The 25,644-nt window shown below is 62.7% G+C and carries 23 protein-coding genes; 14 read left to right on the top strand and 9 right to left on the bottom strand.

All coding sequences use genetic code 11. The features are described 5' to 3' along the window. The first annotated feature begins 13 nt into the window (after positions 1-13). From J0W34_RS08635 to J0W34_RS08620, 4 genes are all read left to right on the top strand, one after another. Positions 14-757 (top strand): Crp/Fnr family transcriptional regulator, encoded by a 744-nt coding sequence (locus tag J0W34_RS08635; protein WP_230971386.1) that lies wholly within the window; start codon positions 14-16, stop codon positions 755-757. Between the two features lie 182 nt (positions 758-939). Then, positions 940-1,167 carry a hypothetical protein gene (locus J0W34_RS08630; protein ID WP_230971385.1) on the top strand — a complete coding sequence of 76 codons (228 nt, stop codon included), beginning with the start codon at positions 940-942 and terminating at the stop codon, positions 1,165-1,167. 142 nt (positions 1,168-1,309) lie between these two features. Then, positions 1,310-3,169: a DEAD/DEAH box helicase gene (locus J0W34_RS08625; RefSeq protein ID WP_227814926.1), complete on the top strand. Its 1,860-nt coding sequence runs from the start codon at positions 1,310-1,312 to the stop codon at positions 3,167-3,169. A gap of 91 nt (positions 3,170-3,260) precedes the next feature. Beyond that, positions 3,261-3,725, top strand: coding sequence for a hypothetical protein (locus J0W34_RS08620; protein ID WP_227814927.1), 465 nt, complete (start codon positions 3,261-3,263; stop codon positions 3,723-3,725). Here the strand turns inward: J0W34_RS08620 and J0W34_RS08615 are convergent, their stop codons facing one another. Continuing rightward, positions 3,726-4,898: a methyltransferase gene (locus J0W34_RS08615; protein ID WP_230971384.1), complete on the bottom strand. Its 1,173-nt coding sequence runs from the start codon at positions 4,896-4,898 to the stop codon at positions 3,726-3,728. It lies immediately after the preceding gene. A 106-nt stretch (positions 4,899-5,004) separates the two neighbouring features. On the opposite strand from J0W34_RS08615, the gene J0W34_RS08610 reads away from it, so the two are divergent. From J0W34_RS08610 to J0W34_RS08580, 7 genes are read left to right on the top strand one after another with little or no spacing between them, the layout of a single operon-like run. Beyond that, positions 5,005-5,406, top strand: coding sequence for a thioredoxin family protein (locus J0W34_RS08610; RefSeq protein WP_227814929.1), 402 nt, complete (start codon positions 5,005-5,007; stop codon positions 5,404-5,406). Positions 5,407-5,454: 48 nt separating this feature from the next. Then, complete coding sequence (gene folE, locus J0W34_RS08605) at positions 5,455-6,087, top strand: GTP cyclohydrolase I FolE (protein ID WP_227814930.1); 633 nt, start codon at positions 5,455-5,457, stop codon at positions 6,085-6,087. A gap of 4 nt (positions 6,088-6,091) precedes the next feature. After that, positions 6,092-7,219, top strand: coding sequence for a DUF1615 domain-containing protein (locus J0W34_RS08600; protein WP_230971383.1), 1,128 nt, complete (start codon positions 6,092-6,094; stop codon positions 7,217-7,219). Further along, a complete protein-coding gene (locus J0W34_RS08595) occupies positions 7,216-8,121 on the top strand; it encodes a histone deacetylase family protein (protein WP_230971382.1) in 906 nt (301 codons plus the stop codon). The genes J0W34_RS08600 and J0W34_RS08595 overlap by 4 nt, the downstream gene beginning before the upstream one ends. Next, positions 8,121-8,882, top strand: a complete 762-nt coding sequence (locus J0W34_RS08590) for an NYN domain-containing protein (protein ID WP_230971381.1) — start codon at positions 8,121-8,123, stop codon at positions 8,880-8,882. Before J0W34_RS08595 ends, J0W34_RS08590 begins: the two co-directional genes overlap by 1 nt. 2 nt (positions 8,883-8,884) lie before the next feature. Then, positions 8,885-9,583 (top strand): alpha/beta fold hydrolase, encoded by a 699-nt coding sequence (locus tag J0W34_RS08585; RefSeq protein WP_230971380.1) that lies wholly within the window; start codon positions 8,885-8,887, stop codon positions 9,581-9,583. Further along, positions 9,580-10,401 (top strand): DUF429 domain-containing protein, encoded by an 822-nt coding sequence (locus tag J0W34_RS08580; protein WP_227814935.1) that lies wholly within the window; start codon positions 9,580-9,582, stop codon positions 10,399-10,401. Before J0W34_RS08585 ends, J0W34_RS08580 begins: the two co-directional genes overlap by 4 nt. Here J0W34_RS08580 and J0W34_RS08575 read toward each other — a convergent pair. From J0W34_RS08575 to J0W34_RS08560, 4 genes are read right to left on the bottom strand one after another with little or no spacing between them, the layout of a single operon-like run. Continuing rightward, positions 10,396-12,480, bottom strand: a complete 2,085-nt coding sequence (locus J0W34_RS08575) for a sensor histidine kinase (RefSeq protein ID WP_227814936.1) — start codon at positions 12,478-12,480, stop codon at positions 10,396-10,398. The two genes, J0W34_RS08580 and J0W34_RS08575, sit on opposite strands and share 6 nt — an antisense overlap. Then, positions 12,473-12,943 carry a hydrogenase maturation protease gene (locus J0W34_RS08570; protein ID WP_227814937.1) on the bottom strand — a complete coding sequence of 157 codons (471 nt, stop codon included), beginning with the start codon at positions 12,941-12,943 and terminating at the stop codon, positions 12,473-12,475. Before J0W34_RS08570 ends, J0W34_RS08575 begins: the two co-directional genes overlap by 8 nt. Then, a complete protein-coding gene (locus J0W34_RS08565; RefSeq protein WP_230971379.1) occupies positions 12,933-14,468 on the bottom strand; it encodes a nickel-dependent hydrogenase large subunit in 1,536 nt (511 codons plus the stop codon). Before J0W34_RS08565 ends, J0W34_RS08570 begins: the two co-directional genes overlap by 11 nt. A gap of 3 nt (positions 14,469-14,471) precedes the next feature. Next, positions 14,472-15,410: an NADH-quinone oxidoreductase subunit B family protein gene (locus tag J0W34_RS08560; RefSeq protein ID WP_227814939.1), complete on the bottom strand. Its 939-nt coding sequence runs from the start codon at positions 15,408-15,410 to the stop codon at positions 14,472-14,474. Between the two features lie 186 nt (positions 15,411-15,596). Here J0W34_RS08560 and J0W34_RS08555 point away from each other — a divergent pair, with 186 nt between their 5' ends. From J0W34_RS08555 to J0W34_RS08545, 3 genes are all read left to right on the top strand, one after another. Next, positions 15,597-17,123: an NAD(P)H-hydrate dehydratase gene (locus J0W34_RS08555; protein WP_230971378.1), complete on the top strand. Its 1,527-nt coding sequence runs from the start codon at positions 15,597-15,599 to the stop codon at positions 17,121-17,123. A 114-nt stretch (positions 17,124-17,237) separates the two neighbouring features. Beyond that, positions 17,238-20,321 (top strand): CBS domain-containing protein, encoded by a 3,084-nt coding sequence (locus J0W34_RS08550; RefSeq protein ID WP_230971377.1) that lies wholly within the window; start codon positions 17,238-17,240, stop codon positions 20,319-20,321. 18 nt (positions 20,322-20,339) lie between these two features. Continuing rightward, complete coding sequence (locus J0W34_RS08545) at positions 20,340-21,254, top strand: DMT family transporter (RefSeq protein WP_230971376.1); 915 nt, start codon at positions 20,340-20,342, stop codon at positions 21,252-21,254. Here the strand turns inward: J0W34_RS08545 and tssA are convergent. The 4 genes from tssA to J0W34_RS08525 all read right to left on the bottom strand — a co-directional run bounded on the left by tssA (position 21,251) and on the right by J0W34_RS08525 (position 25,628). After that, a complete protein-coding gene (gene tssA, locus J0W34_RS08540) occupies positions 21,251-22,342 on the bottom strand; it encodes a type VI secretion system protein TssA (protein WP_230971375.1) in 1,092 nt (363 codons plus the stop codon). The genes J0W34_RS08545 and tssA overlap by 4 nt on opposite strands. A gap of 34 nt (positions 22,343-22,376) precedes the next feature. Further along, positions 22,377-23,150 (bottom strand): ion transporter, encoded by a 774-nt coding sequence (locus J0W34_RS08535; protein ID WP_230971374.1) that lies wholly within the window; start codon positions 23,148-23,150, stop codon positions 22,377-22,379. A 237-nt stretch (positions 23,151-23,387) separates the two neighbouring features. Further along, the gene (locus tag J0W34_RS08530; protein ID WP_230971373.1) at positions 23,388-24,470 is read right to left on the bottom strand and encodes a DUF6708 domain-containing protein; all 1,083 of its coding nucleotides are present in this window, start codon (positions 24,468-24,470) and stop codon (positions 23,388-23,390) included. 75 nt (positions 24,471-24,545) lie between these two features. Further along, entirely contained in the window at positions 24,546-25,628 is a 1,083-nt protein-coding gene (locus tag J0W34_RS08525) for a DUF6708 domain-containing protein (protein ID WP_230971372.1), read from the bottom strand. Positions 25,629-25,644: the final 16 nt, after the last annotated feature.

The following is a 25,644-nucleotide window of genomic DNA, read 5'->3' as shown; positions in this document are numbered from 1 at the left end:
GGAGACGCCCTTGGTGACCCAAAACGCTGAATACACTTCATGTCAGCACTGCCCGCTCAGGGCACGCAACTGTTTTCATTCGGCCAGCGGCGAGACGCTGGAATTCATCGACAGCTTCAAGGAGAACGAGAAACAGCTCTCCGCCGGCAACGCCATCGTCCGTGAAGGAGAACGCAGCAACTCGCTGTTCACGCTGCTCGATGGATGGGCCTTCCGGTTCCGCAGTCTGTCGGACGGCCGCAGGCAGATTCTCAACTTCCTGCTTCCGGGCGATTTCATCGGCCTGCAGGAGCGCGTCGGCGAAGACTCGCCCGTGGGCGTCGAGATGATCACGGCGGGCCGCATCTGCGTTTTCCCGCACGGGAAACTGTGGAACCTGTTTCAGCAACAGCCATCGCTGGGCTATGACATCACCTGGCTGAGCGCCAACGCTGAACTCATCGTCGACGAAAATCTGGTGTCCGTGGGTCAACGCCGTGCCATGGAGCGCATCGGCATGCTGCTCATCCATCTGTTCCGGCGCTCGGAACTGCTCGGACTGACTGACGGTGACATGCTTCGCCTGCCTCTGACACAACAGCACATGGCCGACGCCATGGGGCTGTCACTTGTTCACACCAACAAATCGCTCAAGCGCCTGCGTGACCTGGGCCTTGTCGACTGGCGTCCCGGCACACTCCGGCTGGGCAATCTGACACAACTTCAAAGACTTGCGGATTACCACGCACTTCCACCGCGGCACCGACCGCTCATTTAACAAAATTTTGCAATATTTTCTGCATTGCAACATTTCTGATTCTGGCGCATGATTCGTCTGTCGATGTTGCCATTGTCATCAAAAGACAATGCAACACCGGCAATCTAGGGGCTCGACGGAAACGCATGCCACCGCATCCGACTTCCAGTCGCGTACCTGCACTCGCAACACAGGAGTGAATCATGCTGCTTCGCACCATATTTCTTGTCTTCACCCTCACCGCCTTGCCGGCAGCCGCCCTCGAGATTCAGCGATCGGTCTCATCCGAAAGCGACTTGAGTACTGCGACCCGCGCAGTGAGTACCAAGCTCTCCAGCATCAAAGCGCCCGACCCGGAAGAGTCGCCCATCAGTGGCTACGGACTCGCGCTCGCGACGCTCGCGCTGATCGGATTCATGTCACGCCGTTAATTTGACCCGGCTTGACGCCAAACCGTTTATCGAAGAGCTTCGCTGCACCGCAAAAATCTCTTTCCTTTCCTGCGTTTAAGGGGGATACTTGAGGGTTCGCTGCCCGAATTCCGGCCGCCTTATCCCCTCGCAGGTCCCTGATATGTCCCAAGCTGTACCCGACGGCATCCGTTTTGCCGACCTTTCCCTGTCCGCCCCCTTGCTCAAGGCGTTGGCCGACGTGGGATACGAAACGCCCTCGCCCATCCAGGCCGCGTGTATTCCGCACCTGCTGGCAGGCAAGGACCTGCTGGGTGAAGCACAGACCGGAACCGGTAAAACAGCGGCGTTCGCGCTGCCCACGCTTGATCTGGTCGATCTCAAGGCACGCAAGCCCCAGGCGTTGGTGCTGGCACCGACGCGCGAGCTGGCCATTCAGGTCGCCGAAGCCTTCCAGAAGTACGCCCACCACATGAAGGATTTTCACGTGGTCCCGCTGTACGGCGGCCAGAGCATGGTGGTGCAGTTGCGCCAGCTCTCGCGCGGCGCGCAGATCATCGTCGGTACCCCGGGCCGGGTCATGGATCACCTGAAGCGCGGCTCTCTCGTGCTGGACGATCTGCGCATGCTGGTCCTCGACGAAGCCGATGAAATGCTGCGCATGGGCTTCATCGACGACGTGGAATGGATTCTCGAGCACACCCCCGCGACGCGCCAGACCGCCCTGTTCTCGGCCACCATGCCGGACGTCATCCGCCGCGTCGCCCACAATCACCTGCGCGATCCGCAGGAAGTGAAGATCAAGTCGGCCACGACCACCGTCTCGGCCATCGATCAGCGCGCGCTCGTCGTTCACGGCAATCAGAAGCTCGATGCGCTCACCCGCATTCTCGAGGCCGAAGAATCCCTCGACGCCGCCATCGTCTTCGCACGCACAAAGATCGCCACTGACGAGCTGGCCGAGAAGCTTGAGGCGCGTGGCTTTGCCGCCGCAGCGCTCAATGGCGACATGACCCAGGGGATGCGCGAGCGCGTGATCGCCCAGTTGAAGAGCGGTCAGCTCGACATCGTGGTCGCTACCGACGTGGCCGCCCGCGGCATTGACGTGCCCCGCGTCAGCCACGTGATCAACTACGACATTCCCTACGACACCGAAGCCTACGTGCACCGCATCGGCCGCACCGGCCGTGCCGGCCGCCAGGGCAGTGCCATCCTGTTCGTGACGCCCCGCGAGCGTCGCATGCTGAGCACCATCGAGCGCGCCACCCGCCAGAAGATCCAGCCCCTGACCCTGCCCAGTCTGACCGACCTGACCGAGCGACGCGTCGGCCAGTTCAAGCAGCAAGTGATGGATGTGCTCGAAAACGAAGACCTCTTCTTCTTCAACGAACTGGTCGGTCAGATCCGCGATGAGCATGACATCAAGCCGCACCTGATTGCCGGCGCCCTGGCGTTCATCGCCCAGCGCGAGCGCCCCCTGCAGCTCGATCCGGCGGACTGGCCCGAAATTCTCGATGCCAACCGCAAGGACGGCCCGAAGCGCGATCACGACAAACCCCGCCGCGAAAATCGCGACGAAATCCTGGGTCGTCGTCGTGACGTGGCCGACGGCAAGCTCGCGCAATACCGTATCGAAGTGGGCTACCAGCATGGCGTGACGCCGAAGGAAATCGTCGGCGCCATCGCCAACGAAGGCGGCATCCCGGGCAAGGAGATCGGCCAGATCCACCTGTTCGACGATCACAGCATCGTCGAGCTGCCCAGTAACCTGTCCGAAGGCGTGCTGGGCAAACTCCAGCGCACGCGCGTGTGTGGTCAGGCGATCCGCATTCGCCATGAAGGCAATGCACCAGCCCGCCCGTTCAAGGGCAAGCCCGGCGGCAAGTCCTTCGACAAGAAAGGCAAGCGCGAGGGCTTTGGCGACAAGGGCAAAGGTGGCGACTTCAAACCGCGCAAGCCCCGCTCATTCGACGGCCCGAAGAATAGCGGCTTTGACGGCCCCAAGAAGCCCAAGAAGAAGTAATCCTCTCCCGAATCGGGGCCCGTGCTGGCACAATGCGGGCCTCGAATCCGAATCAGAAGCGCACTGACGCGCTCACCGGGAGACAATGTCCATGGCTTTTTTTCGCCGTCTGACCCTGCTGCTAGTCGTGTTTGCGTTGCCTGCACTGGCTGACGACACGACCCGCAAGCTTCGCATTGCCGACGCGGACTACACGATCGCGCTCGAATCACTGGAAATTGCCATCGGCAACCAGGGCCTGAATATCGCGGCACGCCACGAGGCCGCCAAGATCATGGCGCGCACGGCCGAAGACCTGGGACATCGTCCCGACATCCTCACGAACGGCGAGATCGTGGCGTTCTGCTCGATCCGCCTGGGCGCCATGATGACCGAGGAAGATCCTCACAACATCGTCTACTGCCCGATGACCATTGCGGTCTATCAGATCCCCAAGGACCCGAACGCGGTCTATCTGGCCTGGCGCCATCTGCCGGGCGACACGCCCGCCATCAATGCAGTCAACACACTCGTTCAGACCATTGTCGACGAAACGGCAGAAAACAGCGGCCTGTGATCAGCGCTGCGCCTGAATGAGCAGGTTCCGGGGTGTTACCGGCCGCTCGCAGAAGGCGCCCACCGTCACTGCGAAGCCCGCTGCTTCAAGTGCCAGCGCCATATCACCCACCAGCCACAATTCGATAGCACGCCTGAACGCGTGGCGCACCAGCGAGTCGCGGGCAACTTCCGCCTGCCGCTGATAGCCCACCTGCGCCCAATGCGCCCAGTCCAACCGCTCGGGCAGTATCACGCCCTCGCGCTCAGCCAGCCGGCGGCAAAAGTCCTCGAAGACAAGCGATGACCACTGGGGCGGTACCGGTCTGAACGACTGGTAGGCGTGCCCGGAGACACTGGCGCGCAAGGCCACAAACCCGAGTTTGAAGGCCTGCGAGCGCTGCAACGCGCGGCGCTCGCGGCCCGGCGCAGTGACTGTTTCAGTCACGGCAAGTCGCAGCCCGACGCCATCGAGGGCCAGCGACGCGGCGTCCGAAAGCGGCACATACGCAGTATCTACCCAGCGGTGATAGCAGCACGGCGCAATGCTGTAGCCATGAGCACCATCGTCGCGCGCATGACGCACCAGCGTGCGGTGCAATTCACCACAGGCATGCAATGCCACCACATGTGCCCCGCTCACATGTGCTCTGGAGGACGCCAGCAGGGCATCGGCGCAAACAGCCTCCTGCGCGATTCGGGCACGACGGGCCAGTACCTCGCACTCATCGACCAGTAGTGGATCGATCTCAAGACTGGTGACCGGCTGCCCGTGCGCCACGGCCAGTCGGCGCCCAAGATGCCCCTTGCCCGCACACCATTCGAACAGCGGCGCACGTGGATCGATCACATGACCGGCAAATGCCTCGATCTGCGCTTGCTTGCGCCCTGGAATGTGCCAGCTGAAGTGAGGCCCCACCGGCGCCATGGCCTGACGCGGCAGTTCGGGCACGGCCACCAGCTCCGGCAGCACCGCAAGTGACGACACATGTGATGCCACCCAGGCAACGAGCGCTTCGGGCGATGTCTCAAGCCAGGCCACTTCGTCATCCGCCAGTCGATCAACCGCCTGCGCCAATTCCGGACGTTGGGTGCGCCAGGCGAGAGCACGCCCGTGGAATGGCTGCGGGCGCCACAGATCCTGATGCTCGCTGAGCATCGTCTGCAACTGGAGAAATCGGTGGCGCGTGTCCATGGCGGCGAGATTGTCATCCAATCGGCGCAAAGGCGCCATGGTCTGCCACACGTGACGACGAACGGCCTGATGGGGTATAAGCACTAAATCATTTCCGTGGTGCACCATGACCCGCATGTTCGACCTCGACAACCCTGCCGACGCCAGCGCCGCCAACGAGCGCGAATGGCTCGTGGCCTGTCTGTGCGCAGACTGGTGCGGCACCTGCCGTGAGTATCAGCCCGGCTTCGAGGCCATGGCAGCGCGTTTTCCACAGGCCGCCTTCTTCTGGGTGGACATCGAAACCCACGCCGACTGGGCGGACGACATCGACGTGGAAAACTTCCCCACCGTGTTCGTGATGCAGGGCGACGCCATCCGCTTCTTTGGCACCATGCTGCCGCACCTGAACCACCTGCAGCGCGCGCTCGAGACCATGCTCGACCCGCAGACCAATCACCGTCCGGTGGACAACGCCGAAGAGCTGCCTTCACTGCGCACCTTGCTCGCGGCACGCGCCAACGCCTGAGTCGCCCGCTTCCGGTACCATCGGACCAGTATCCGATCCGGAGTTCCCATGTCTGACGATTGCCACCAGGCCCCCACACCGCGTCGCGGCATCGGCATCGCCCGCGAAGGTCAGTTCGACGCCGAGGCGTTCGAGCGCGCTGTCGGCGACCTGCTCAGCGCCTGCGGCGTCTCCCCTGACGGCCCGCACACCGGTCGCACCGTCACGCGCGTGCGCGAGCTGTGGCAGAAGCGCCTGCTCGGGGGCTACGATCTGGACCCGGCAGAAGCGCTGGGCGATGGCTTCGATGATCCGCGTCGTGACATGGTGGTGATCCGCGGCATTGCCGTTCACGGCGTGTGCCCGCACCATCTCGTGCCTTTTCGCGGTGTGGCCCACGTGGCCTATCTGCCGGGTGGCCGCCTGCACGGTTTCGGCCGTATTGCCCGCATGGTCGATGCCATCGGACACCGGTTCACCTATCAGGAATGGATGACCCGCGACGTGGCCGATGCGCTCGTCAATCACGGTCAGGCCGCCGGCGCAGCCTGCGTGATCGAAGCGGAACAACTCTGCCTGCTGCTCGGTGAGGACCGCCGCGGCGACGAGCGCGTCGTCACCCAGGCGTTTGCGGGCAGCTTTGAACACGACGCACAGGCGCGGGCCGAATTCATGCGGGCGATCGGTCCGACCGAACGCTAAGGCCATGATCCGTCTCCGGCGCCTGACCGGCGCGTTTGCCGCGGCTGTCCTGATGGCCGGCTGCCAGAGCGGCTATCAGTCCCTTCCCTCGCCCGACATGCCGGGACAACAAGCGCTCGAACCGCGCTACCGTGCCGTTGATCTGTTACCAGCGCAGATGAACGATCGCCGGGGCTGGGGGCAGGATATCGACACCGCCTTCGCGCACATGGATATTCCCGCCACGGCCGGCAATCTATGCGCGGCCATGGCCGTCATCGAACAGGAATCGAGCTGGCAGGCCGACCCGGTGGTGCCGGGGCTGTCCCGAATCGTCAACAAGGAAATCTACGGTCGCGCCGAGCGCTATCACATCCCCGCGCTCATCGTGACCGCTGCGCTCAAGAAGGGCTCGCCAGACGGGCGCAGCTACGAACAGCGCATCGCCGCGCTGCGCACCGAGCGGGAGATGAACACCCTGTTCAACGACATGCTCTCCGAGCTGCCGCTGGGGCGTGAGCTGCTCTCGGGATTCAACCCCATCCGCACCGGCGGACCGATGCAGGTGAGTGTTGCCTTCGCCGAGCAACACCTGCGTGAGCGGGACTATCCGTACGCCCGCCAGGGCAGCGTGCGCGACGAAGTGTTCACCCGGCGCGGCGGGCTGTATTTCGGCATCGCCAACCTGCTCGACTATCCGGCCAGCTACCCGCACCCGCGCTACCGGTTTGCCGACTTCAACGCCGGTCAGCACAGCAGCCGCAACGCCGGCTTCCAGTCGGCCGTGGCGAAACTGACCGGACGCCCGCTGGTGCTCGATGGCGATCTGCTGCGCTACGAGGGCAGCCGCCCCAGTGACTCGGTCAGCAACACTGAAGCGGCCGTGCGCATGCTCGGCGACGCGATTCAGCTCAGTCCGCGCCAGATCCGCCACGACCTCGAAAAGGAAAAGTCGCCCGACTTTTCAGACACTGCCACGTTTCAGCGGGTCTTCGCCCTGGCCGACAGGCGCATCGGCGGCAACATCCCGCGTCAGCTGATCCCGAGCATTGATCTCAAGAGCCCGAAGATCACCCGCAAACTGACGACCCAATGGTTCGCTCAGCGGGTGGAATCGCGCTACAACCGCTGCATGGCCCGCGTACCCAAGTGAAGCTCTACTACGCTGACCATTTCGTGCTGCCGCTGCCCGAAGGGCACCGCTTCCCGATGGAGAAATACAGCCGGCTGCGTCAGACGCTGATGGACAGCGGTGTTTTTGCGCCCGACGATTTCTGCGTCCCCGATGCGGTCGATGACGCCACCTTGCAGCACGCGCACACCGCCGAATACATCCGCAACGTGGTGGCCGGCACCCTGCCGGCAGCCGAACAGCGACGCATCGGCTTTCCCTGGAGCCCCGAAATGGTCGAGCGATCGCGCCGCTCGGCGGGGGCGACGCTGGCGGCCTGCCGTAGCGCACTCATCGATGGATGCAGCGCCAATCTGGCCGGCGGCACGCATCACGCCGGCAAGGACTATGGCTCGGGTTTCTGCGTCTTCAACGACGCGGCCGTGGCCACCCTGACCCTGCGTGCAGAAGGCCGGGTCAGACGCGTTGCCATCATCGATTGCGACGTGCATCAGGGGGACGGCACGGCGCACATCCTCGGACGCGACCCGGACACCTACACCCTGAGCATGCACGGGGAGAAGAACTTCCCCTTCCGCAAGATGCAGTCCCGCCACGACATCGACCTGCCCGACGGCGCCGGCGACGCCGAGTACCTCCCCCTGCTCGACGACGCCCTGCACGAGATCTTTCACCATTTCAGACCCCAGCTTGCCATCTACCTGGCCGGGGCCGACCCCTTCGAGGGCGACCGCCTGGGCCGGCTGTCCCTGTCTCGCGAAGGTCTCGCCCAGCGCGACGAGATGGTGCTGGCCGCCTGCGACCGTCATCAGGTGCCGGTAGCCATCGCCATGGCAGGCGGGTATGGTCACGACATTGCAGATACGGTGGCGATTCACGCCACCACCCTGCTCACCGCCGCACGGCGCTTCAAGAGGTCCTGATGGACAAGAACACAAACAGCGACAACCGCATCGCCCTGCTGATCGACGCAGACAACTGCCCCGCCAGCAAGATCGATGTGATCCTCGATGAACTGGCCAAATACGGCGTGGTGAATATCCGCCGCGCCTATGGCAACTGGAAGAGCACCGGGCTCAAGACCTGGGAAAGCGTGCTGCACGAATACGCGATCCAGCCGGTGCAACAGTTCGCCTACACCAAGGGCAAGAACGCCACCGACAGCGCCATGATCATCGACGCCATGGACCTGCTCTACACCAAACAGCTCGACGCCTTCTGCCTGGCCTCTTCCGACTCCGACTTCACCCCCTTGGTGATGCGCATTCGTGCCGATGGCCTGCGGGTGTATGGCTTCGGCGAAAAGAAGACGCCTTCGCCCTTCGTCAATGCCTGCTCGCGTTTTCTGTACCTGGAGAACCTGGTGGTCGAACAGACCGCCGCAGACGACACCACCGCCCCCGAACCGCGCCCCGAAAAAGCCAGTGGCAAGACCCTGCGCGGCGACTCCCGCATCACCAGTCTGCTGCGCAACGCGGTCGAAGCCTGCGCCGACGAAGACTACTGGGCCAGCCTGTCATCGGTGGGCTCGCACATCAGCAACCAGACATCGTTCGACCCCCGCAACTACGGCTACAAGAAGCTGGGGGATCTGATCGAAGCCATCGGGCTGTTCGACACCGAACGCAGGGGCTCTCACCTGTACATGAAGGACAAGCGCAAGAAGGATCGCAAAGGCAGTTAGACATGCCGACGCTGGTTCTGCTGCCGGGTATGGACGGAACTGGAACCCTGTTCTCTCCATTGGTTGATGCGCTGTCGGAAGTCATTGCCACCCGGATCATCCGGTATCCGCCAACGGAGGGACTGGACTATCGCGCGCTCGCCTCATACGTGAGCGACCGCTTGCCCACCAGCGAGCCCTGTGTCCTGCTGGGCGAGTCCTTTTCCGGCCCCATCGCCATCGACATTGCAGCGTCCCACCCGGGGAACCTCATCGGGGTGGTTTTGTGCTGCACCTTTGCACGCAGCCCCGCCCCGCTGGGCAGATGGGTCCCGGTCCGTGGCATGAACGTCCTGCTCGAGCACCTCCCCCGGGCACTCGTGTCCTGGACGCTTCTGGGGCGTTTCAGAACGGATTCACTCGACCATGCCCTCAGGGCCGCCATCGTGTCCGTGCCGGCGCAGGTACTGGCATCGCGTCTGTATTCGGTAGCAAGCGTGGATGTTCGGACTCAACTCGCCGCGGTCGGCGTTCCCATTCTTCAACTGGTTGCTGCTCGTGACCGCCTGGTGCCGCGTCGGTCCAGCCGGGAGATTGAAAAGCACGCGCCTGGCGTCACCTCCGTGGTCATCGAGGCCCCCCATATGCTGCTGCAATGCCGTCCCGATACCGCAGCGCAGGAGATCACCCGGTTTATTGGCGGGCTGGGGGTCCAGCGATGAATTCTCGAACTCGCCTCATGGGCATCGACTTCACCTCCGCGCCCCGCAAAGCCAAACCCATCACCGTGGCGCACGGGCGGCTCGACGGCGACGCGGTGATGCTCGAATCGCTGATGCGGGTGCACGACTGGCACCATTTCGAAGCGCTTCTCGACGAGGCAGGCCCCTGGCTGGCGGCGCTCGACTTTCCTTTCAGCCTTCCGCGGGCCGGGGTCGAGGCCATGGGCTGGCCAGCGACCAGTTGGGTGGCGCTGATATCGCATCTGCGCACACTGTCCAAGGCGCAGTTTCGCGCCGCGCTCGATGCTGATCGCGAGTCGAGACCTGTCGGGGCCCGCTACCCGCATCGCGCCGTCGACATCCCGGCGCGTTCGCACAGCCCCATGAAACTGGTCAATCCCCCCGTGGGTCTGATGTGCTTCGAAGGCGCGCCGCGTTTGCTGGCGGCCGGGCTGAGTATTCCGGGGGTGCATGCCGGCGATCCGACACGAGTCGCGGTGGAGGCCTATCCGGGCTTGCTCGCCCGGGCCGTGACTTCGCGTTCATACAAGAGCGATACCCGGGCCAAGCAAACGCATGAACGGCGCATCGAGCGCGAACGCATTCTGAAGGCGCTGATTGACGGTACTGCCCTGCCGGGACTGCGACTGGTGGCCACGGACGATGACGCGCAGCAACTGATGGACGATGGCTCAGGCGACCTGCTCGATGCGAGTCTCGCCCTGATGCAGGCCGGCTGGTGTCTGGCGCGCGCCGAGCGGAATTACGGTTGCCCGGACGACACAGACCCCCTGGAAGGCTGGATCGCGACCTTATAAGGGTTCGGGTGCGCGCGCCTCGAAAGCGGTTTCCATGGGCATGAGCACCTCGAAGATCGCGCCGCCCTCGGCGCGGTTCGATGCGGTGATGGTCCCGCCGTGGGCCATGATGATCTGCCTGCAGATGGCCAGGCCCAGTCCGGTCCCGCCCGCGCCGGTCTTGGTACGCGAGCTCTGGACGAACTTGCCGAAGATGTCTTCGAGTTCATCTTCCGGGACGCCCGGGCCATGATCAGCCACATTGAGCCGGAACGCCGCCTCTCCGCTGGGAAGCGTGGCCGCGCCCAGTGACACTTCGATCGGTTTTTCCGAAGGCGCAAACTTGCTCGCATTGCCGATCAGGTTGAGCAAGACCTGCGAGAACCGGTTCGGGTCGATACGCACCGCCTGGTTGTCCAGCCGGTTGTCGATCTCGATGTGCTGGCCACGGCTGATGAGCAACGCGTCAAGCGTTCCGCTGACATCGGACACGAGCTTGCCCAGGTCGACGATGCTCAAATCGAGCAGGATCTTGCCGGACTCCAGCTTCGCCAGGTTGAGCAGGTCGTCCACCAGCCCGGTCAGGCGCGAACCACTGGCATGAATGCGCTCGAAGTAGCCGGTGATCTTGTCCAGCTGCTGACTGTCCGGCGCCTTTTTGATGCCGAGCCGCGAGAACGACATGATCGAATGCAAGGGCGTGCGCAGTTCGTGCGAGATGTTGGAGAGAAATTCGCTCTTCATGCGGTTGGCGTGTTCCGCCGACTCTTTGGCCTCGATGAGATCCGCCGTCTGCTCGCGCACCAGATCCGACAGGTGATCCCGGTGTTTGACCAGCTCCTCTTCCATGGCCTTTCGCTGGGTCACGTCCTTGGCCGTCCCGCGATACCCGATGAAGCGACCATCCACATACATTGGGCGCCCGGTGATCGAATACCAGCAAGGCCCGTTGGGCGAGATGGCTTGAATTTCCCAGTCACGAAAGGTTTCGCGAGCGTCCATGTGCTCGAGATGACGCAGCCATTCATTCGATAAGGGTTTGCCGGGCAGGGCCATGTCGCGCACATACTTGCCCTTGAAAAGCGTTTCGTAGTGGGGGTCGTCCTTCTCGATCGGCACGAAGCGATGGTTCTCGTCGGTTTGCCACAGCCAGGTGGTCGACATGCTCGAATAGTCGCGAAAGCGATCCTCGCTCTCTTCAAGCAAGCGTTCGCGCTCGCGCAGCTGGGTCACGTCAGTCGCGACAATGACAGCACCTTCCATCTTTCCAGCGCCGTCGTAAATGGCCGCGCCGCGCAGGAAAAACACCTTCCGGGCAGCCCCTTCCCCGTCGCTCAGCCCCCCGAGACCAATTTCGACCGAGAGCCCACCGCGTGCGGTCGCCGCCTGGAACAGCAGCAAACCCGGCGGCGCGTTGGGGTTGCCCCGGGCCAGCTCGGCCCGATCGGCAACCGAGAGCAAGGCATCGGCGCTCTCGCCGATCAGCGCGCCTTCGTCGCGTCCGAAGTGCTTGCAGGCCGACTTGTTGACGCGAGAGATATGGCCGAAACGATCGAGCACGATCAGCAGGTTGTCCATGGTGTCCATGACACGTCGAACAAACTCGTTCAGGCGCGCCTGCTCACGCGCCTTGGCCTTGATTTCCTGCGACTGTCCCGACAGTTCGTTGATGATGTCGTCCATGGTGCGTGACACCGTCAGCACCTGTTCTTCGAGCGCCCGGTTGGCTTTGCGCAAGGCATCCAGTTCGTCGTTCAACACGCTATTGGCTGAATTGGTGCTGTCGTCCCGACGATCCACAGCCAGGAAGAAGTCGTCACCGATGCGCACCACCGGATAGCTCGCCTCACCCGAGCGGGGCGAGCACTGAGAGTCGCACAGCTGCGCGCCAGAACGCGTCGGGCACGAATACGACCGCCAGCCATCGAACTGACACAGGGGTTGATGCGCGATCCATTGATCGCCGATGCAATCGATGGTGACCGAATGCACGGTCTGCTCCCCCGGGAGCACGGCCTGGCCACACCAGCGTGAGGGCTGCTCGTTGACCTTCACCACGGTATCGATCGGCACCAGCCGGTAGCGCGGCGTTCTATTCATGATCTGCACGATCCTTGACGGTGGCGCACAGTTGCTCGACGGCCGCGCTCACCGCGTCACTCAAACCGGGTGAAAACGGCGTCATGCTTGCCGCCTCTACACCGATGACCTCGATCTGCGGCACATCGTCGAGCCACTCCGGCAGCTGGGCCAGCCAGGTCCCCAGCCCCACACCATGACTCAAGGGCGATGTTTCCTCAGCCACCTGCTCAGGCGAAAGCCGGTGAACCGTCCCCGGCGCGCCAAACCCCTGCAGTGCATCGACCACGAGCACACGCTGGCAGCCTTCGAAACAGGACAAGGCATCGGGCCCCATGAACGGCATGCGGATCAGTTGAACGCCGTCAGGCAGCGCTTGCTGACTCAGGGTGTCGAACACCACTTCGCCCAGGCCATCGTCGCCATGCAGGGCATTGCCCACGCACACGATGTTGATCGGCGCCTGTCGTGCTTCACACACCATATCGAACCCGTTTTCCGGAGCCCGCGAAATGCACGGTGCACACCAGACACGGATCATGCGAACGGATCACATGTCCCAGCTCGACCGGGTCGTCCGGATCCGCCAGCGTCAATCCGATCACGCTCTGCTCCCAATGCCCGTGCCGACCGGCCGAATCCTTCGGGGACGCATTCCACGCGGTCGGCGTGACGATCTGATAGCGGCTGATCTTGCCCTCGTCCAGTTCGATCCAGTGTCCCAGCGTACCGCGCGCTGCCTGAACCATGCCGTACCCGCGCCCCGACTGCAGGGCCGACTCATCCGGCGCAATCACGTGAGGTGAGCCAATCAGGCCCGACAGCATGTCCAGATGGTGCTTCATCCACACCAGCGCGTGAGCGGCCCGACGCATGCGCGCGAACTGCCGCAGCCAGGCGCTACCGCCGTGAACATGGAGCAGATCGCGCACGAGCTCATCACCGCCGGTGAGCAGTTCGGCCAGTGGCCCGGTTTCGACCACCCGATCACCATATCGTGGCGCTTTCGACCAGGTATAGCGATCGTCATTGGTCGAGTAATCGGGCACGGTTTCACCCTCGTACGGGTGAAGTCCGCCCTCGTAGGGGCGGTACCAGGAGTGGCGCACCTCTTCGCTGATCATGCTCTGGTCAAACGGGGAGCATTCGCCACTGACGCCGTCATACAGCCCACCCGCCATGTAGCGAGCGTCGGCATCCGGCATGGCACCAGCTTCCACCGGCACGTGGTAGGCACCCGCGCTGATGAAGGCATCAACGCCCCGACCGATCCGGTCGATGCCCACGGCACGACAGAAACGCGTAAGCAGGCCCATGGCCGACCCCGCGCCCTCGGACGACTCGAGCCAGTGCTCAAAACCCGCGGCGGTATCGATGGCCAGCCAGACCTGCATGTCCATGCCCACGGCGGTGTCCTCGAACCATTCGATGGTTGCATCGACCATGCCATGGCACTCGACCATGTCCTTCGGTGATGCAGGGCGCGTAACACCGCCCGGCACCATGTAGGAGGAATGCGGCCACTGGCCGCCGAAGAGCGCGACGATGCCCAGAATTTCTCTTGAAATGCCCAGTGCCGAACGCACCACCTTGCCCTTCATGGGCTCGAAGGCTCGCTGTATCTCACTGGCCATGTCGTGACCGGCGTAGCGCGAATGCAGGAAATCCGGCACGAAGAACAGAAAGGTCTGGCGAATGTCGCTTTGCACGTTCTCGGCCATGAGGCACAGATTGCGCACCAGAGTTGCCTGCGGCGGCACGTCGAATCGACCCGCGGCCTCGATGGCCAGCGCTGCGCAATACAGATGCGCCGTGCCGCAGATGCCGCACACCCGAGGCGTGATCACCAGCCCGTCCTTGGGCGCGCGACCGATCATCAGCTGCTCGAAGCCGCGATACAGGGTACCGATGCATCGTGCGTCCACCACCCGGTGGTCATCAAGATCGATCTCGAAGGCCAGATCGCCCTCGACCCGGTTCAGATCGACATCAACAGTTCTGAGCGCCATGAATCACGGCTCCATCTTTCGCAGGCGCACCCGCTCGGGCGCCGCGGCCTTGGCCAGATTCTTGTACGCCATGTACTGGGCCCGCTGCACCCCCAGGGGCATGACCACCGGCACATCGGCAATCTTTTCGGTGGCGAACAGCGACGTATCGACCGGAAAGGTCGGCGCGGTGCAGCCAAAACACGGCACGCCGGCGCGTGTCTTGCTCGAGCGACCGTTCCACAAGGTGGTATTGCACACCGCCTGGGTATGCGGCCCCTTGCAGCCGAGATTGAAGTACATGCAGCCACGGCCACCGAGTTCGGTGTCTTCCATGTCGTATTCGTGATACTCGTTGCGCGTGCAGCCCTGATGCACCATCGAGCTGAAGAACGCGGCCGGCCGGTTGAGGCCATCGAGTTCAACGGGCAGATCGCGCGCCAGCATCGCCAGCGTCCTCACGATCGTTTCGGGATGGGTCGGGCATCCGGAAACATTGATTACCGGAAAGCCCTCGCGGCTTCGCCACTCGAAGGGCAGCAGCCCGCCTTTCTGGTCGCGATTGAACTGCATGCCGATACTGTCGGTCGGGTTGTTGCCTGATGCCGGGATGCCGCCAAAAGACGAGCACGTGCCCATGGCAACCACGCAACCGGCCTTCTCCGCCAGCGACAGCACGATGTCTTTCTTGGCCCGCTTGCGGAAACTGTCGAACATGCCGGTGCCGTTGGGGCCCGTGATGATGCTGCCCTCCACGCAGAGAATGTCGAGGGGCTGCTCGCCGGCCTCGATGGCGGCAATGAGCGCGGCCAGATCGGTCCCGGCGCCCGTCAGGGACGGATGCCAGAGCATCTCGATGGCGCCGCCCTTGATCAGTTGTTCGATCGATGGATTTTCCGCACACAGCAAGGCCATGGTCTCGCCACTGCACGCACCGGTTTGAAGCCACATGACACGCTTCATTTCGCTCTCCTCTCACCGGGCGGGGACGCACATCGCCTCCTACCCGAATGACGCCTTATCCATGAACTACGGACGATTCTCTCCGGACTTGACCCTAACCGGATTTTTCGAGCTTACGCCCGTACTGGTCAGCCGAAAAATCGGGCGTAAAATGGCCTGATCCAATCCTTCGCCGCGCAGCCCATCATGCAGAGTCATTGTCACCCGATTTACCCCGTTGCCGGCATCCGCACCATTGAACACGCGGTCATGCCGACTGCTCAACCGCCCCTCATGGAACGCGCTGGACGGGCATCCGCCGAAGAGGCGGTGCGTCTGATGATCGACCGCCCCGGCCCCTTGCTCATCGCCTGTGGCCCCGGCAATAACGGGGGCGACGGTTTCGTGATGGCGCGCCACTTCATGCAGGCGGGCCGCGAAGTGGTGGTGGCGTTCGCCAGCAACCCCGAGCAGTTGCCCGTGGACGCACACAAGGCCTACACCGCATGGAGCGATGCCGGCGGTCAGACCCTGTCGGATCTGCCGGCGCCACCGCCGGGTGGCTGGGCTCTGGTGGTCGACGCGCTGTTCGGTATCGGTTTGCGGCGCCCCATCGAAGGTCGCTACGCCGACTGGATTCGCAGCCTCAATGCCCTGCCGGGCCCCCGCATGGCCATCGACGTGCCCAGTGGGCTGTGTGCCGACACCGGCCGCGTGCTCGGTGTGGCCTTCAAGGCCACACAGACCGTGACCTTCATTGCACTCAAGCCGGGGCAACTGACCCTCGACGGCCCCGATCACTGCGGTGAAGTGGTGCTCAAACGGCTCGATCTGGACGCCAACAGTCTGCTCCCTGCTCAAGGCTGGGAGGTTTCCCCCAAACTGTTCTGCCACGCCTTGCCGCCGCGCAGACTCAATACCCACAAGGGCAATTTCGGCGACGCCGTGATCGTGGGCGGCGCACCGGGCATGTGTGGTGCCGCCCTGCTGGCCGGCCGGGCGGCCCTGCGCGTGGGCACCGGGCGCGTGTTCGTCGGTTTGCTGGACGAGCGTGGCCCGGCCGTGGATCAGGTACAACCCGAACTCATGATTCGCCGGGCGGACACCGCGCTGGCCGACGGCGACACCATTGCCATCGGCCCCGGCCTGGGTCGCGACGCCGCGGCGCACGCCCTGCTCGCCCGCGCGCTGTCCAGTAACGCCACCCTGGTGCTCGACGCCGACGCCCTCAATCTGCTGGCCATAGATGCCGCGCTCGCCACCCAGGCGCGCGAGCGGCTGGCCCCCATGGTGCTCACGCCCCACCCGGGCGAGGCCGCACGGCTGCTCGGGCAAAGCACCGACGAGGTTCAAACGAACCGGCTCAAGGCCTCGATGGCGCTTGCACGCCATTTCAACAGCCATGTGGTGCTCAAGGGCTGCGGCAGTTTCATCGCCCGGCCGGACGGACAATGGCGCATCAACCGCACCGGCAATCCGGGCATGGCCGCCGCCGGCATGGGCGATGTCCTCACCGGGCTGCTGGCCGGGCTGCTGGCCCAGGGCCTGAACATGAACGATGCGGTCGCCATGGGTGTGCATCTGCACGGTGCTGCCGCCGACCTGCTGCTGGCCCGGGGCATCGGCCCCATCGGCATGGGCGCCGCCGAGCTGCCCGATGCTGCGCGCGACCTGATCAACCAGTGGGTCGCAGACGACTTTGCCACGCCTCACCCCCTGAGCCACCGCGGCTGACGCTCGCTCTTATGCATCAGGAATACTATGTACAGCAGTCGATTCAATTCGCTAGACTGTTGAAATGTACTGGATAGTTGCGGCCATTCGACTCGACCCTTGGATTTCGGCGTGATGCACGCCGATCACGCGGCGCTGGGCGCCTCACCGACCCGAACCCCGACAACCGGTCAACTGGCCCAGACGATCACGAGCCTCTCCGCGGAAACCCCGCTGGCCGAGGCACTGGATCATCTTGCCCAGGCGGCATCCGGCGCCGTGCTTGTCGAAGCCGCGGGTGAATTCGTCGGCATCCTCACCGAACGCACCGCCCTTGAGCTGACCATGGGTGGCCTTCAGTACGAACGCCTGCTCGGCGAAGTGTGCAGCCATACCCTGCTGTGGTGCGATAGCGACGAGTCTTACGTAGAGATCTACGAACGCATGCTCGACCGTGGTGTTCGGCATGCGCTGGTGCGTGGCGCCAATGGACAGATCGGCGGCATTCTGAGCGAAACAGCCATCCTCAACCAGATGGGGGTGGAGCACTTCGTGCACCTCGACTCGATCGAGCAGATCATGACGCCACACCCCTTTACGCTCGATCGCAGCAGCGTGCTTCACGACGCGCTCAAGGCCATGCGTGAAGGGTACATCGGCTGCATCATCGTCACGTCCGGCGAGGCCGAACCGGAAGGCGTGCTCACCACACGGGACATCACCCGCCTCCTGGCCCAGCGTCGCGATCTTGCGCAGGAACGCCTCGTCGAGCACATGAGTGCCCCGGTGATCAGCCTTGATCAGCGACGGCCCGTGATCGAAGCAGCCCAGTTGATGGCAGCACGCCACATCAGGCATGTCGTCGTGACCGATGCCGGGAAGGTCGTGGGCGTGCTGTCCCAGCACGACATCGTGCGCTGTCTCGAGCATCGCTATGTGAGCGTGTTGAGGCACATGATCGCCCGCCAGTCTGACGAGATCGACGCCCACCGGCAGCTCATCGCCCAGACCAATCTGCTCGACCAGTTGCTCTCACGCACCCGCGAGCTGGGCGTTTGCCTGATCGCGCGCGACGGTCGCATCCGTTTTGCCAATGCCGCCACCCTGCAGTTGTTGTCGATCGACAGCAATGAGTCACTTGAGACGCTCGATCAACTGCTGCTGGCCATCGACGCCGAAAGCCGCGACGCCCTGTGCGCGCTGCTCGACAGCGCCGAGACGCGCTCGCCGACCACCTTGCGCGCCTCGGGGCGGACCATGCTGGCGCGCGCCTATCGCATCGGTACGGTCCCGGACGGCGTGCCCCGGGAAACCATGTTGCTACTGGTGGACGACCGCATTGCGGCAGAAGCCGGCGAGTGGCTCGGATTCAGCCGCCACGCCTTCGGCGCGATGAGCCTGCCGATGGTCTGGGCCGACAAGAGCGGCCGTATCACCATGAAGAATCAGGCATTCGACCAGCTGATCGGTGCCGAGGCGGACACTCCGGAGATCCACGATCTCCATTGGCTGCTCGAAGACATCCCCGACCTGCTCATGGCTGACGACCGGCCAGAGGTCTCGATCCGCACCCGGGCACGATTCCGCCGGCGGGATGGTTCAAGCATTCCGGTCGAACTGTTCTTCTCGCGCATGCAGTTTCGCGGCGAGGCCTACGTGGGCGGGTTCATCCACGACCAGTCGGACCAGGCACGCATCGAGCACGCCCTGCAGGACACCGAACAGCGCCTGACGGCGCTGCTGGACACATCTCCCGATTTCATCGCCGTCAAGGATCCACAAAGCCGCTGGCAGATGGCCAACACGGCCGGCCTGCGCATGTATGGTCTGCTGTCGGCCGACTGGCGCTTCAAGAACAACACCGAGCTGGCCGACTTGCTGCCACCGCCGGCCGACGACGCGCTCAGGCGATGCTCCAACACCGACCGGCTGGCCTGGAGTTCGCGCCAGACCGTGCGCTACATCGAGGATGTCCCCCCGATCGGCGATCAGCCGGCCCGCCAGCTCGACATGCTCAAGACCCCGATCTTCGATACTGACGGCAAGCCCAAGGCACTGATGGTGGTCGGCCGCGACATTACCGAGCGCATGCAGGCCGAGCGTGCCCGACGCGAGGCGGACGGACGCCTGCACAGCGCCTTGTCGGGGATGGATGACCTGATGATCATCGTCAATGCCCGCCGCGTGATTCGAGACCACTACCCCAAGCCGGCCCCGCACCGGTTTCACATGGACCATGGCGAGCTGATCGGAAAGTGCATCGACAATCTGCTGCCGCCGGAGGCCGCCGAGCGACTCAAACAGGCGCAGCAGGACCTCGAGGACGGCCGCGGCGTTCAGAGCTTCGATTACCGGCAACACGAGAGCGATCAGACCCATTGGTTCAATGTACGCATCTCGCTCCACAAGCACCTTGAGGGCGGCTCTCGCGGCATGACCCTGATGGTGCGCGACATCAGCGCGACCCGCCGCACGACCGAAGCGCTCGAACGTCTGCGCGCGGGGCTTGAAGAACGTGTCACCCAACGCACGTCCGAACTCGAAGCCGCGCTGACCGAACTCGAAGCCTTCAGCTATTCGCTCTCGCACGACCTGCGCGCCCCGCTGCGTGGCATCGCCGGCTTCAGCCGCCTGCTCACCTCCGATTTTGGCGAACACCTGCCCCCTGAAGGTCTCGGCTATCTGGAGAGGATCCGCAATTCGGTCGATCGCATGGACCGCCTGATCGACGACATGCTCGATCTGGCGCGCCTCTCTCGAAAACCGCTGCGTCGCGAGCCGGTCGACCTCACCCAGATGGCGCGGCGCATTGCCGAAGAGCTGAACGAGCGATCGCCCGAGCGGCACATCACCTGGGACATCGAGCCCGGCATGCACACCAGCGCCGATCCGCTGCTGCTACACTCCGTGCTCGACAACCTCATGGGCAACGCGTGGAAATTCACCCGCGACTGCCCCGAGCCCCACATCCGCCTCTACTCGGAACCGGCCAATGACGGCGTCCAATTCATCATCGAGGACAACGGTGCCGGCTTCGACATGGCCTATGCCGACAAGCTGTTTCAACCTTTCCAACGACTGCACTCCCCCCGTGACTTCGACGGCAACGGCATCGGCCTGGCCACGGTGGACCGCATCATCCGCCGCCACGGCGGGCGGATCGAGGGAGAATCACTCGATCAGCGCGGTGCCGTCTTCCGCTTTACGCTGGGTCACTGAACGGGCGGAAACACGGCAGTGAGCTCCGTCGCCCCCCAGGCGAACGAGCATCCGCTGCGCGGCATTGCCCTGCTCGTCATCGCGGTCCTGTTCTTTGTGCTCCTCGACAGCACCAGCAAGCATCTGAGTCAGCAATGGCCGGTCTCACTCGTGGTCTGGATCCGCTACGCCGTGCACCTCCTGCTCATGGTGCTCCTGCTGGCGCCTCGCCATGGGCTGCGGCTTGTCTCCACCCGCCGCCCTCGCTTGCAGATCGTGCGTGCCGGCTGCCTGCTGATCACCTCCTGGTTCATCGTCGCTGCCCTGCAGCGCATGCCACTGGCCGAGACCACAGCCATCATGTTCTCCGCGCCACTCATGGTGACCGCCATGGCGGGCCGTCTGCTGGGCGAACAGGTCGGACGCGTGCGCTGGGCCGCGGTGGTGCTGGGTTTTATGGGGGTCATCCTGGTCGCTCAACCGACGGGCGATATCGACCTGTACGGTGTTCTGCTGGCCCTGTGCGCCGCCACCGGATTTGCGGCCTATCAGCTGCTCACGCGCCTGCTATCGCCCACCGAGCGCCCGCTGACCCTGCTCTTCTGGACAGCGCTTGTCGGTACCGTACTCATGTCCTTCGCACTGCCTTGGGCGTGGCACGGCCCAACGCCGGACGCCTGGTCCGCTGCCCAGATGGTGGCCATGGGCGTTTTCGGCGGCACGGGGCACTTGCTGTTGATTCAGGCATTCCGGCTTGCGCCGGCGTCGACGCTGAGCCCGATTCTCTATATCCAGCTGGCGTGGGCCACGCTGTTGGGTTGGGTCTTCTTCGGTCAGCTGCCCGCCTGGACAGGGCTGATCGGCATTCTGATCATTGCCAGCGCGGGCGTCATGACCGCACTGGCCAGCCGACGCAAAACACCAATCCAGGGTACCGCCAAGACACCGGGCTAGTAGTCGCCCTCGTTTGGCGTGGTGTTGGACGGCACACCGAGCAACTCCTCGACATGAGAGAGCGCCCCCTCGTCCTTGACGACCGTGCGCAACCATTCATGCAGCGACATGTCACCCCACTTGGCCGCCTTGTCCGCCAGATAGGCCACCGGGCTATGGGGTTCGGTACGCCGAAAGAATTCGGCCACGGCCTTGAGCTGGGAAATGGCCTGGGCGCGCGTCTGAATCGGGCCCGGCATGGCGCTCACGACCGGAGATACCGCAGGAGTCGATTGTTCGCTCGCGATACCGGGTTCGGTCACCGGCACGTCACTGGCGGCAACATCGGCATGGACGCCGGCATCGCGCGCAAATCGACCCAGCTGGTCGATCACGCCCTTGAGCGCGTCGCGCGCTGCACTGAATCCGGGCCCCTCCATCCCGAGGCGCGCGTCCACGGAGGCCTCAAGCCGCGCCAGGGCATCGAGTGCCTGCCCCGCCGACTGCGCCGTCTGTGCAAAGAACGCACCGGGCGTATCACGGCGCGCCGCATCAAAGGCCTCCTGGGTCAGATGCGCCTGCGCCTTCATGGATTCGGCCTCACCCGGATTGCGTTCCATGGCTTGCTCGAGTGCCTGCGCAGAGGCAAGATCCAGCGAACTGAAGCGGCCGCGCGGCGACTGGGTGACAGGTATCTGGCGCACCAAACGCGGCGACTGCGCCAACAGCCAGTCCAGCACGCCAATGCGCTGTTCCAGATCGTCGTCTTCCGGCAAGGGATGAATCCCGTCCCAGTACTGATCCATCAGCCCTGCGGTCAGCGCGTAACCCTCGGCCAGCCCGTCAAAGCCCTTCGTGCAGGACAACGCCTCGGTCATCCACACAGCCAACCGCAGATCCTTGGTTTTGCCCGACAGCAGCTGGGTGCATTCACGCACCACGCCCGGCCAGTCCGCCTCCTTGATCTCGGTCACCCACTCGCCCTGGCTCAGCGACGGATCATCGAAGCGGCGCATCTCGGTGATACGATCAAAGGCGTCAGAGAACAGCATGTCCTCGCCACAACCGTTGGGGCCAGCCACCGGGGCGAGCAATTCTTCCTGATTCATTCCAATACTCCAGACGGCGCCCTGCGGCAGCCATTCAAGGGCGGTTCACCACTGCGTTTTCCGGCTCTTCGACCACCAAGGTTTGCTGACGTGCTTCGGCATCCATTTCACGCTCGATCTGATGCCGCGCCTCCGACATGGCCGAGGCCACCAGGCCCGTCGGAACGGCAATGACACCCAGGCCGATCACCAGAATCACGAAAGTGAAAATTCGCCCGCCCATGGTCACCGGATACAGATCACCGTATCCAACCGTGGTGAGCGTGCACAACGCCCACCACAAGCCATCGAAGACCGACCTGAACACCTCGGGCTGAACCGCGTGCTCGAACTGATACACCCCGACACCCGACAGATACAGCAGGATCAGCGCCGCCGTGCCGAACAGGGTCAGTTCTTCGCGCGCCAGACACAAAGCCCGGTAGAAGCGCAGCATTGCCGTGTTGTAGCGCATGAGCTTGAGCATGCGAAACAGACGCAACAAGCGCAGCGCCCTCACCGACTCCGTCCCGACCCCGAGGCTGAGATAGAACGGAAGGATGGCCACCAGATCAACCACCCCAAAGAAACTGAAGGCGTACTTTCGCCAGGGCCGGGTCAGCGCCAGACGCACGACATACTCAAGGCTGAAGACACCCACACACCCCAACTCGACCAAACCGAGCACCGACTTCTGGCCGTCAGTCAGATCCGGCAGCGTCTCCAGCGCAAACGCCGCCAGCGACACCACGATCACCAGCTGAACCACCGATTCCACCCAGCCGAGGGAAACCGAACCATCCGGGGCACGGCTCACAAACGCGAACAAGCGTTCACTCTCTCGGCGCGGCTCCTCGGTTGTCGTTCGATGCATAGGAGGCACAATGACGTTTAGCTAACAAAATACGCCGATGGTATAAGAGCAATCTTTATACCTCAAGCACGGTAGCCAAAATCATTCACGACCAACACAACAAACCTCGACTGGAGGCTTAGAAACCACATGATTCCCCGGGCTGTCCAAACCAGCCCATGACCCAGTGGATTCACGCCTGTCGCGAAACGCTCAAACGCTTGAATGCATGACCGCGATCGCCACAAAGCCTGCCATCACGAGCCCCACCGACAGCCCCCAGACCCACATCCAACGAACCCGGCGCTTGCGTTCCGTAGCACTCAGATTGGGTTTTTGCTCGTCGCCCTGCTCGGGGTATTGAAATACCGTTCGATCCAGTTCGCGCCAATCCGGCGCGGTCGTCAGATGGAAGATGATCCAGCGACTGACACCGGCCAGTGCCATCACGGGGCTCAGAAGCCAACCGAAGAGACCGATGAAGAAGGCCGGGGTCGTCTCGTTTCGCAGGAAGATGGATACCGGATTGGCGTAGTCGAAGGATTCGAAACTCGACTCACGGTAAACGTTCGTCGGGACATAGTCCCACTTGCGATCGGGCTCCTGCATGTAGCGGCGAATCAATTCCCAAAGCTGGACCCGGTCGGCGAACCCGACGAAAGACTTCTTTCCGATGATGAAGCGGTCGATCACCTGCTTGGTCTGAGGATCCAACACGGCCAGTTGGAGAAAATGCAGCCGGCCCGCGGTTGCTCCGGTCGCGTAGTAACCCTTCGTGATCTCGGCACGGACATTGGCCCAGTCATAGGCAACGATTTCTGCGCTCCGTTTCGTCGGGACTACAAAACCAAGTTGACGTTTCCTGTTTGCGTAACCCCTATATATTTTCCCGTCATTCCTACAAAAACGAACTACTTCGCCATTTGGAGCAAAGACAAAGGCTTTAATTCCAATATACCCAATAAAGCAGAAAAAAATTGAGATAAGAAAAGAAAAGACACTAAAATCGCTTGTCTTAAATACATCTAAATAAAGTATAAATAGGGGAATACTCAGCAACAATGGGGCCAGAAAAAACATAAGCAACAGCCCCATTGTTCGATCCAAAGAATCACCCCACGTAATCTGCAGATAGCTGTCGTTAACACCGGTTATTTCTGAAAAGGATCGCGAATCAAGCTCCTTGCTGCTGACCAACTCCAATGAGCTTGGCAAAGTCTTGACGACTCCAGCAGAAACAGGCTTCAAAGCCGTCTCCGTCACATTCCGATCATTCTCCCAACGGTTCTCATTCATTCAATTGTTCTCCACTCTTCCCAAGCCAGTCCAAACCAGCCCATGACCAGTGGATTCACGCCTACCGCGAAACGATCAAACGCTTGAATGCATCACCGCGATCGCCACAAAGCCTGCCATCGCGAGCCCCACCGACAGCACCCAGACCCACATCCAACGAACCCGACGCCTGCGTTCCGCAGCACTCAGATTCGGTTTTTGTTCGTCGCGCTGCTCGGGGTATTGAAATACCGATCGATCCAGCTCGCGCCAATCCGGCGCGGTCGTCAGATGGAAGATGATCCAGCGACTGACACCGGCCAGTGCCATCACGGGGCTCAGAAGCCAACCGAAGAGACCGATGAAGAAGGCCGGGGTCGTCTCGTTACGCAGGAAGATGGATACCGGATTGGCGTAGTCGAAAGATTCGAAACTCGACTCACGGTAAACGTTCGTCGGGACATAGTCCCACTTGCGATCGGGCTCCTGCATGTAGCGGCGAATCAATTCCCAAAGCTGGACCCGGTCGGCGAACCCGACGAAAGACTTCTTTCCGATGATGAAGCGGTCGATCACCTGCTTGGTCTGAGGATCCAGGACGGCCAGTTGGAGAAAATGCAGTCGGCCCGCTGTTGCTCCGGTCGCGTAGTAACCCTTCGTGATCTCGGCACGGACATTGGCCCAGTCATAGGCAACGATTTCTGCACGCCGTTTCGTCGGAACCACAAAGCCAATTACTTGTTTTCGCGGGGCGTATGCTTTGTAAATTTTCCCGCTCTTTCTACAAAAACGAACAACTTCACCTCTTGGAACAATGACAAATGACGCAACTGATACGTAATAGAGAAAACACAAAAGCAGCATCATGAGTAATGCGGCACTCAAGACGCCTAGGTCATCATCACCAAACATATAAAACGCCACGAACGGCAGAAGAGAGAAAAATGGCGTCAACAGAACAACCATCCCTGCTCCCATTGTTCTATCCGACACATCCCCCCAAACGACTTGAAGATAGCTTGCGTTTGCCCCAGTTACCTCAGAGAAAGAGCGTGAATCAAGCTCCTTACTGCTGACCATTTCAGTCGATCTCGGCAACGTCTTGATGCCCCCCGCAGAAGCTGGAGCCAACGCCACCTCCGTCACATTCCGATCATTCTCCCAACGGTTCTCATTCATTCAATTAATCTCCACT

It is taken from the genome of Nitrogeniibacter aestuarii (assembly GCF_017309585.1).
Lineage (GTDB): Bacteria > Pseudomonadota > Gammaproteobacteria > Burkholderiales > Rhodocyclaceae > Nitrogeniibacter > Nitrogeniibacter aestuarii.
This window is presented reverse-complemented; position numbering and strand designations above follow the sequence as displayed.

Excerpts from the sequence above, each read along its gene's own strand:
- J0W34_RS08630 (WP_230971385.1), top strand. The coding sequence starts at position 940 with ATGCTGCTTCGCACCATATTTCTTGTCTTCACCCTCACCGCCTTGCCG.
- J0W34_RS08625 (WP_227814926.1), top strand. The coding sequence starts at position 1,310 with ATGTCCCAAGCTGTACCCGACGGCATCCGTTTTGCCGACCTTTCCCTG.
- J0W34_RS08620 (WP_227814927.1), top strand. The coding sequence starts at position 3,261 with ATGGCTTTTTTTCGCCGTCTGACCCTGCTGCTAGTCGTGTTTGCGTTG.
- J0W34_RS08615 (WP_230971384.1), bottom strand. The coding sequence starts at position 4,898 with ATGGACACGCGCCACCGATTTCTCCAGTTGCAGACGATGCTCAGCGAG.
- J0W34_RS08610 (WP_227814929.1), top strand. The coding sequence starts at position 5,005 with ATGACCCGCATGTTCGACCTCGACAACCCTGCCGACGCCAGCGCCGCC.
- folE (WP_227814930.1), top strand. The coding sequence starts at position 5,455 with ATGTCTGACGATTGCCACCAGGCCCCCACACCGCGTCGCGGCATCGGC.
- J0W34_RS08600 (WP_230971383.1), top strand. The coding sequence starts at position 6,092 with ATGATCCGTCTCCGGCGCCTGACCGGCGCGTTTGCCGCGGCTGTCCTG.
- J0W34_RS08590 (WP_230971381.1), top strand. The coding sequence starts at position 8,121 with ATGGACAAGAACACAAACAGCGACAACCGCATCGCCCTGCTGATCGAC.
- J0W34_RS08585 (WP_230971380.1), top strand. The coding sequence starts at position 8,885 with ATGCCGACGCTGGTTCTGCTGCCGGGTATGGACGGAACTGGAACCCTG.
- J0W34_RS08580 (WP_227814935.1), top strand. The coding sequence starts at position 9,580 with ATGAATTCTCGAACTCGCCTCATGGGCATCGACTTCACCTCCGCGCCC.
- J0W34_RS08575 (WP_227814936.1), bottom strand. The coding sequence starts at position 12,480 with ATGAATAGAACGCCGCGCTACCGGCTGGTGCCGATCGATACCGTGGTG.
- J0W34_RS08570 (WP_227814937.1), bottom strand. The coding sequence starts at position 12,943 with ATGGTGTGTGAAGCACGACAGGCGCCGATCAACATCGTGTGCGTGGGC.
- J0W34_RS08565 (WP_230971379.1), bottom strand. The coding sequence starts at position 14,468 with ATGGCGCTCAGAACTGTTGATGTCGATCTGAACCGGGTCGAGGGCGAT.
- J0W34_RS08560 (WP_227814939.1), bottom strand. The coding sequence starts at position 15,410 with ATGAAGCGTGTCATGTGGCTTCAAACCGGTGCGTGCAGTGGCGAGACC.
- J0W34_RS08555 (WP_230971378.1), top strand. The coding sequence starts at position 15,597 with ATGCAGAGTCATTGTCACCCGATTTACCCCGTTGCCGGCATCCGCACC.
- J0W34_RS08550 (WP_230971377.1), top strand. The coding sequence starts at position 17,238 with ATGCACGCCGATCACGCGGCGCTGGGCGCCTCACCGACCCGAACCCCG.
- tssA (WP_230971375.1), bottom strand. The coding sequence starts at position 22,342 with ATGAATCAGGAAGAATTGCTCGCCCCGGTGGCTGGCCCCAACGGTTGT.
- J0W34_RS08530 (WP_230971373.1), bottom strand. The coding sequence starts at position 24,470 with ATGAATGAGAACCGTTGGGAGAATGATCGGAATGTGACGGAGACGGCT.
- J0W34_RS08525 (WP_230971372.1), bottom strand. The coding sequence starts at position 25,628 with ATGAATGAGAACCGTTGGGAGAATGATCGGAATGTGACGGAGGTGGCG.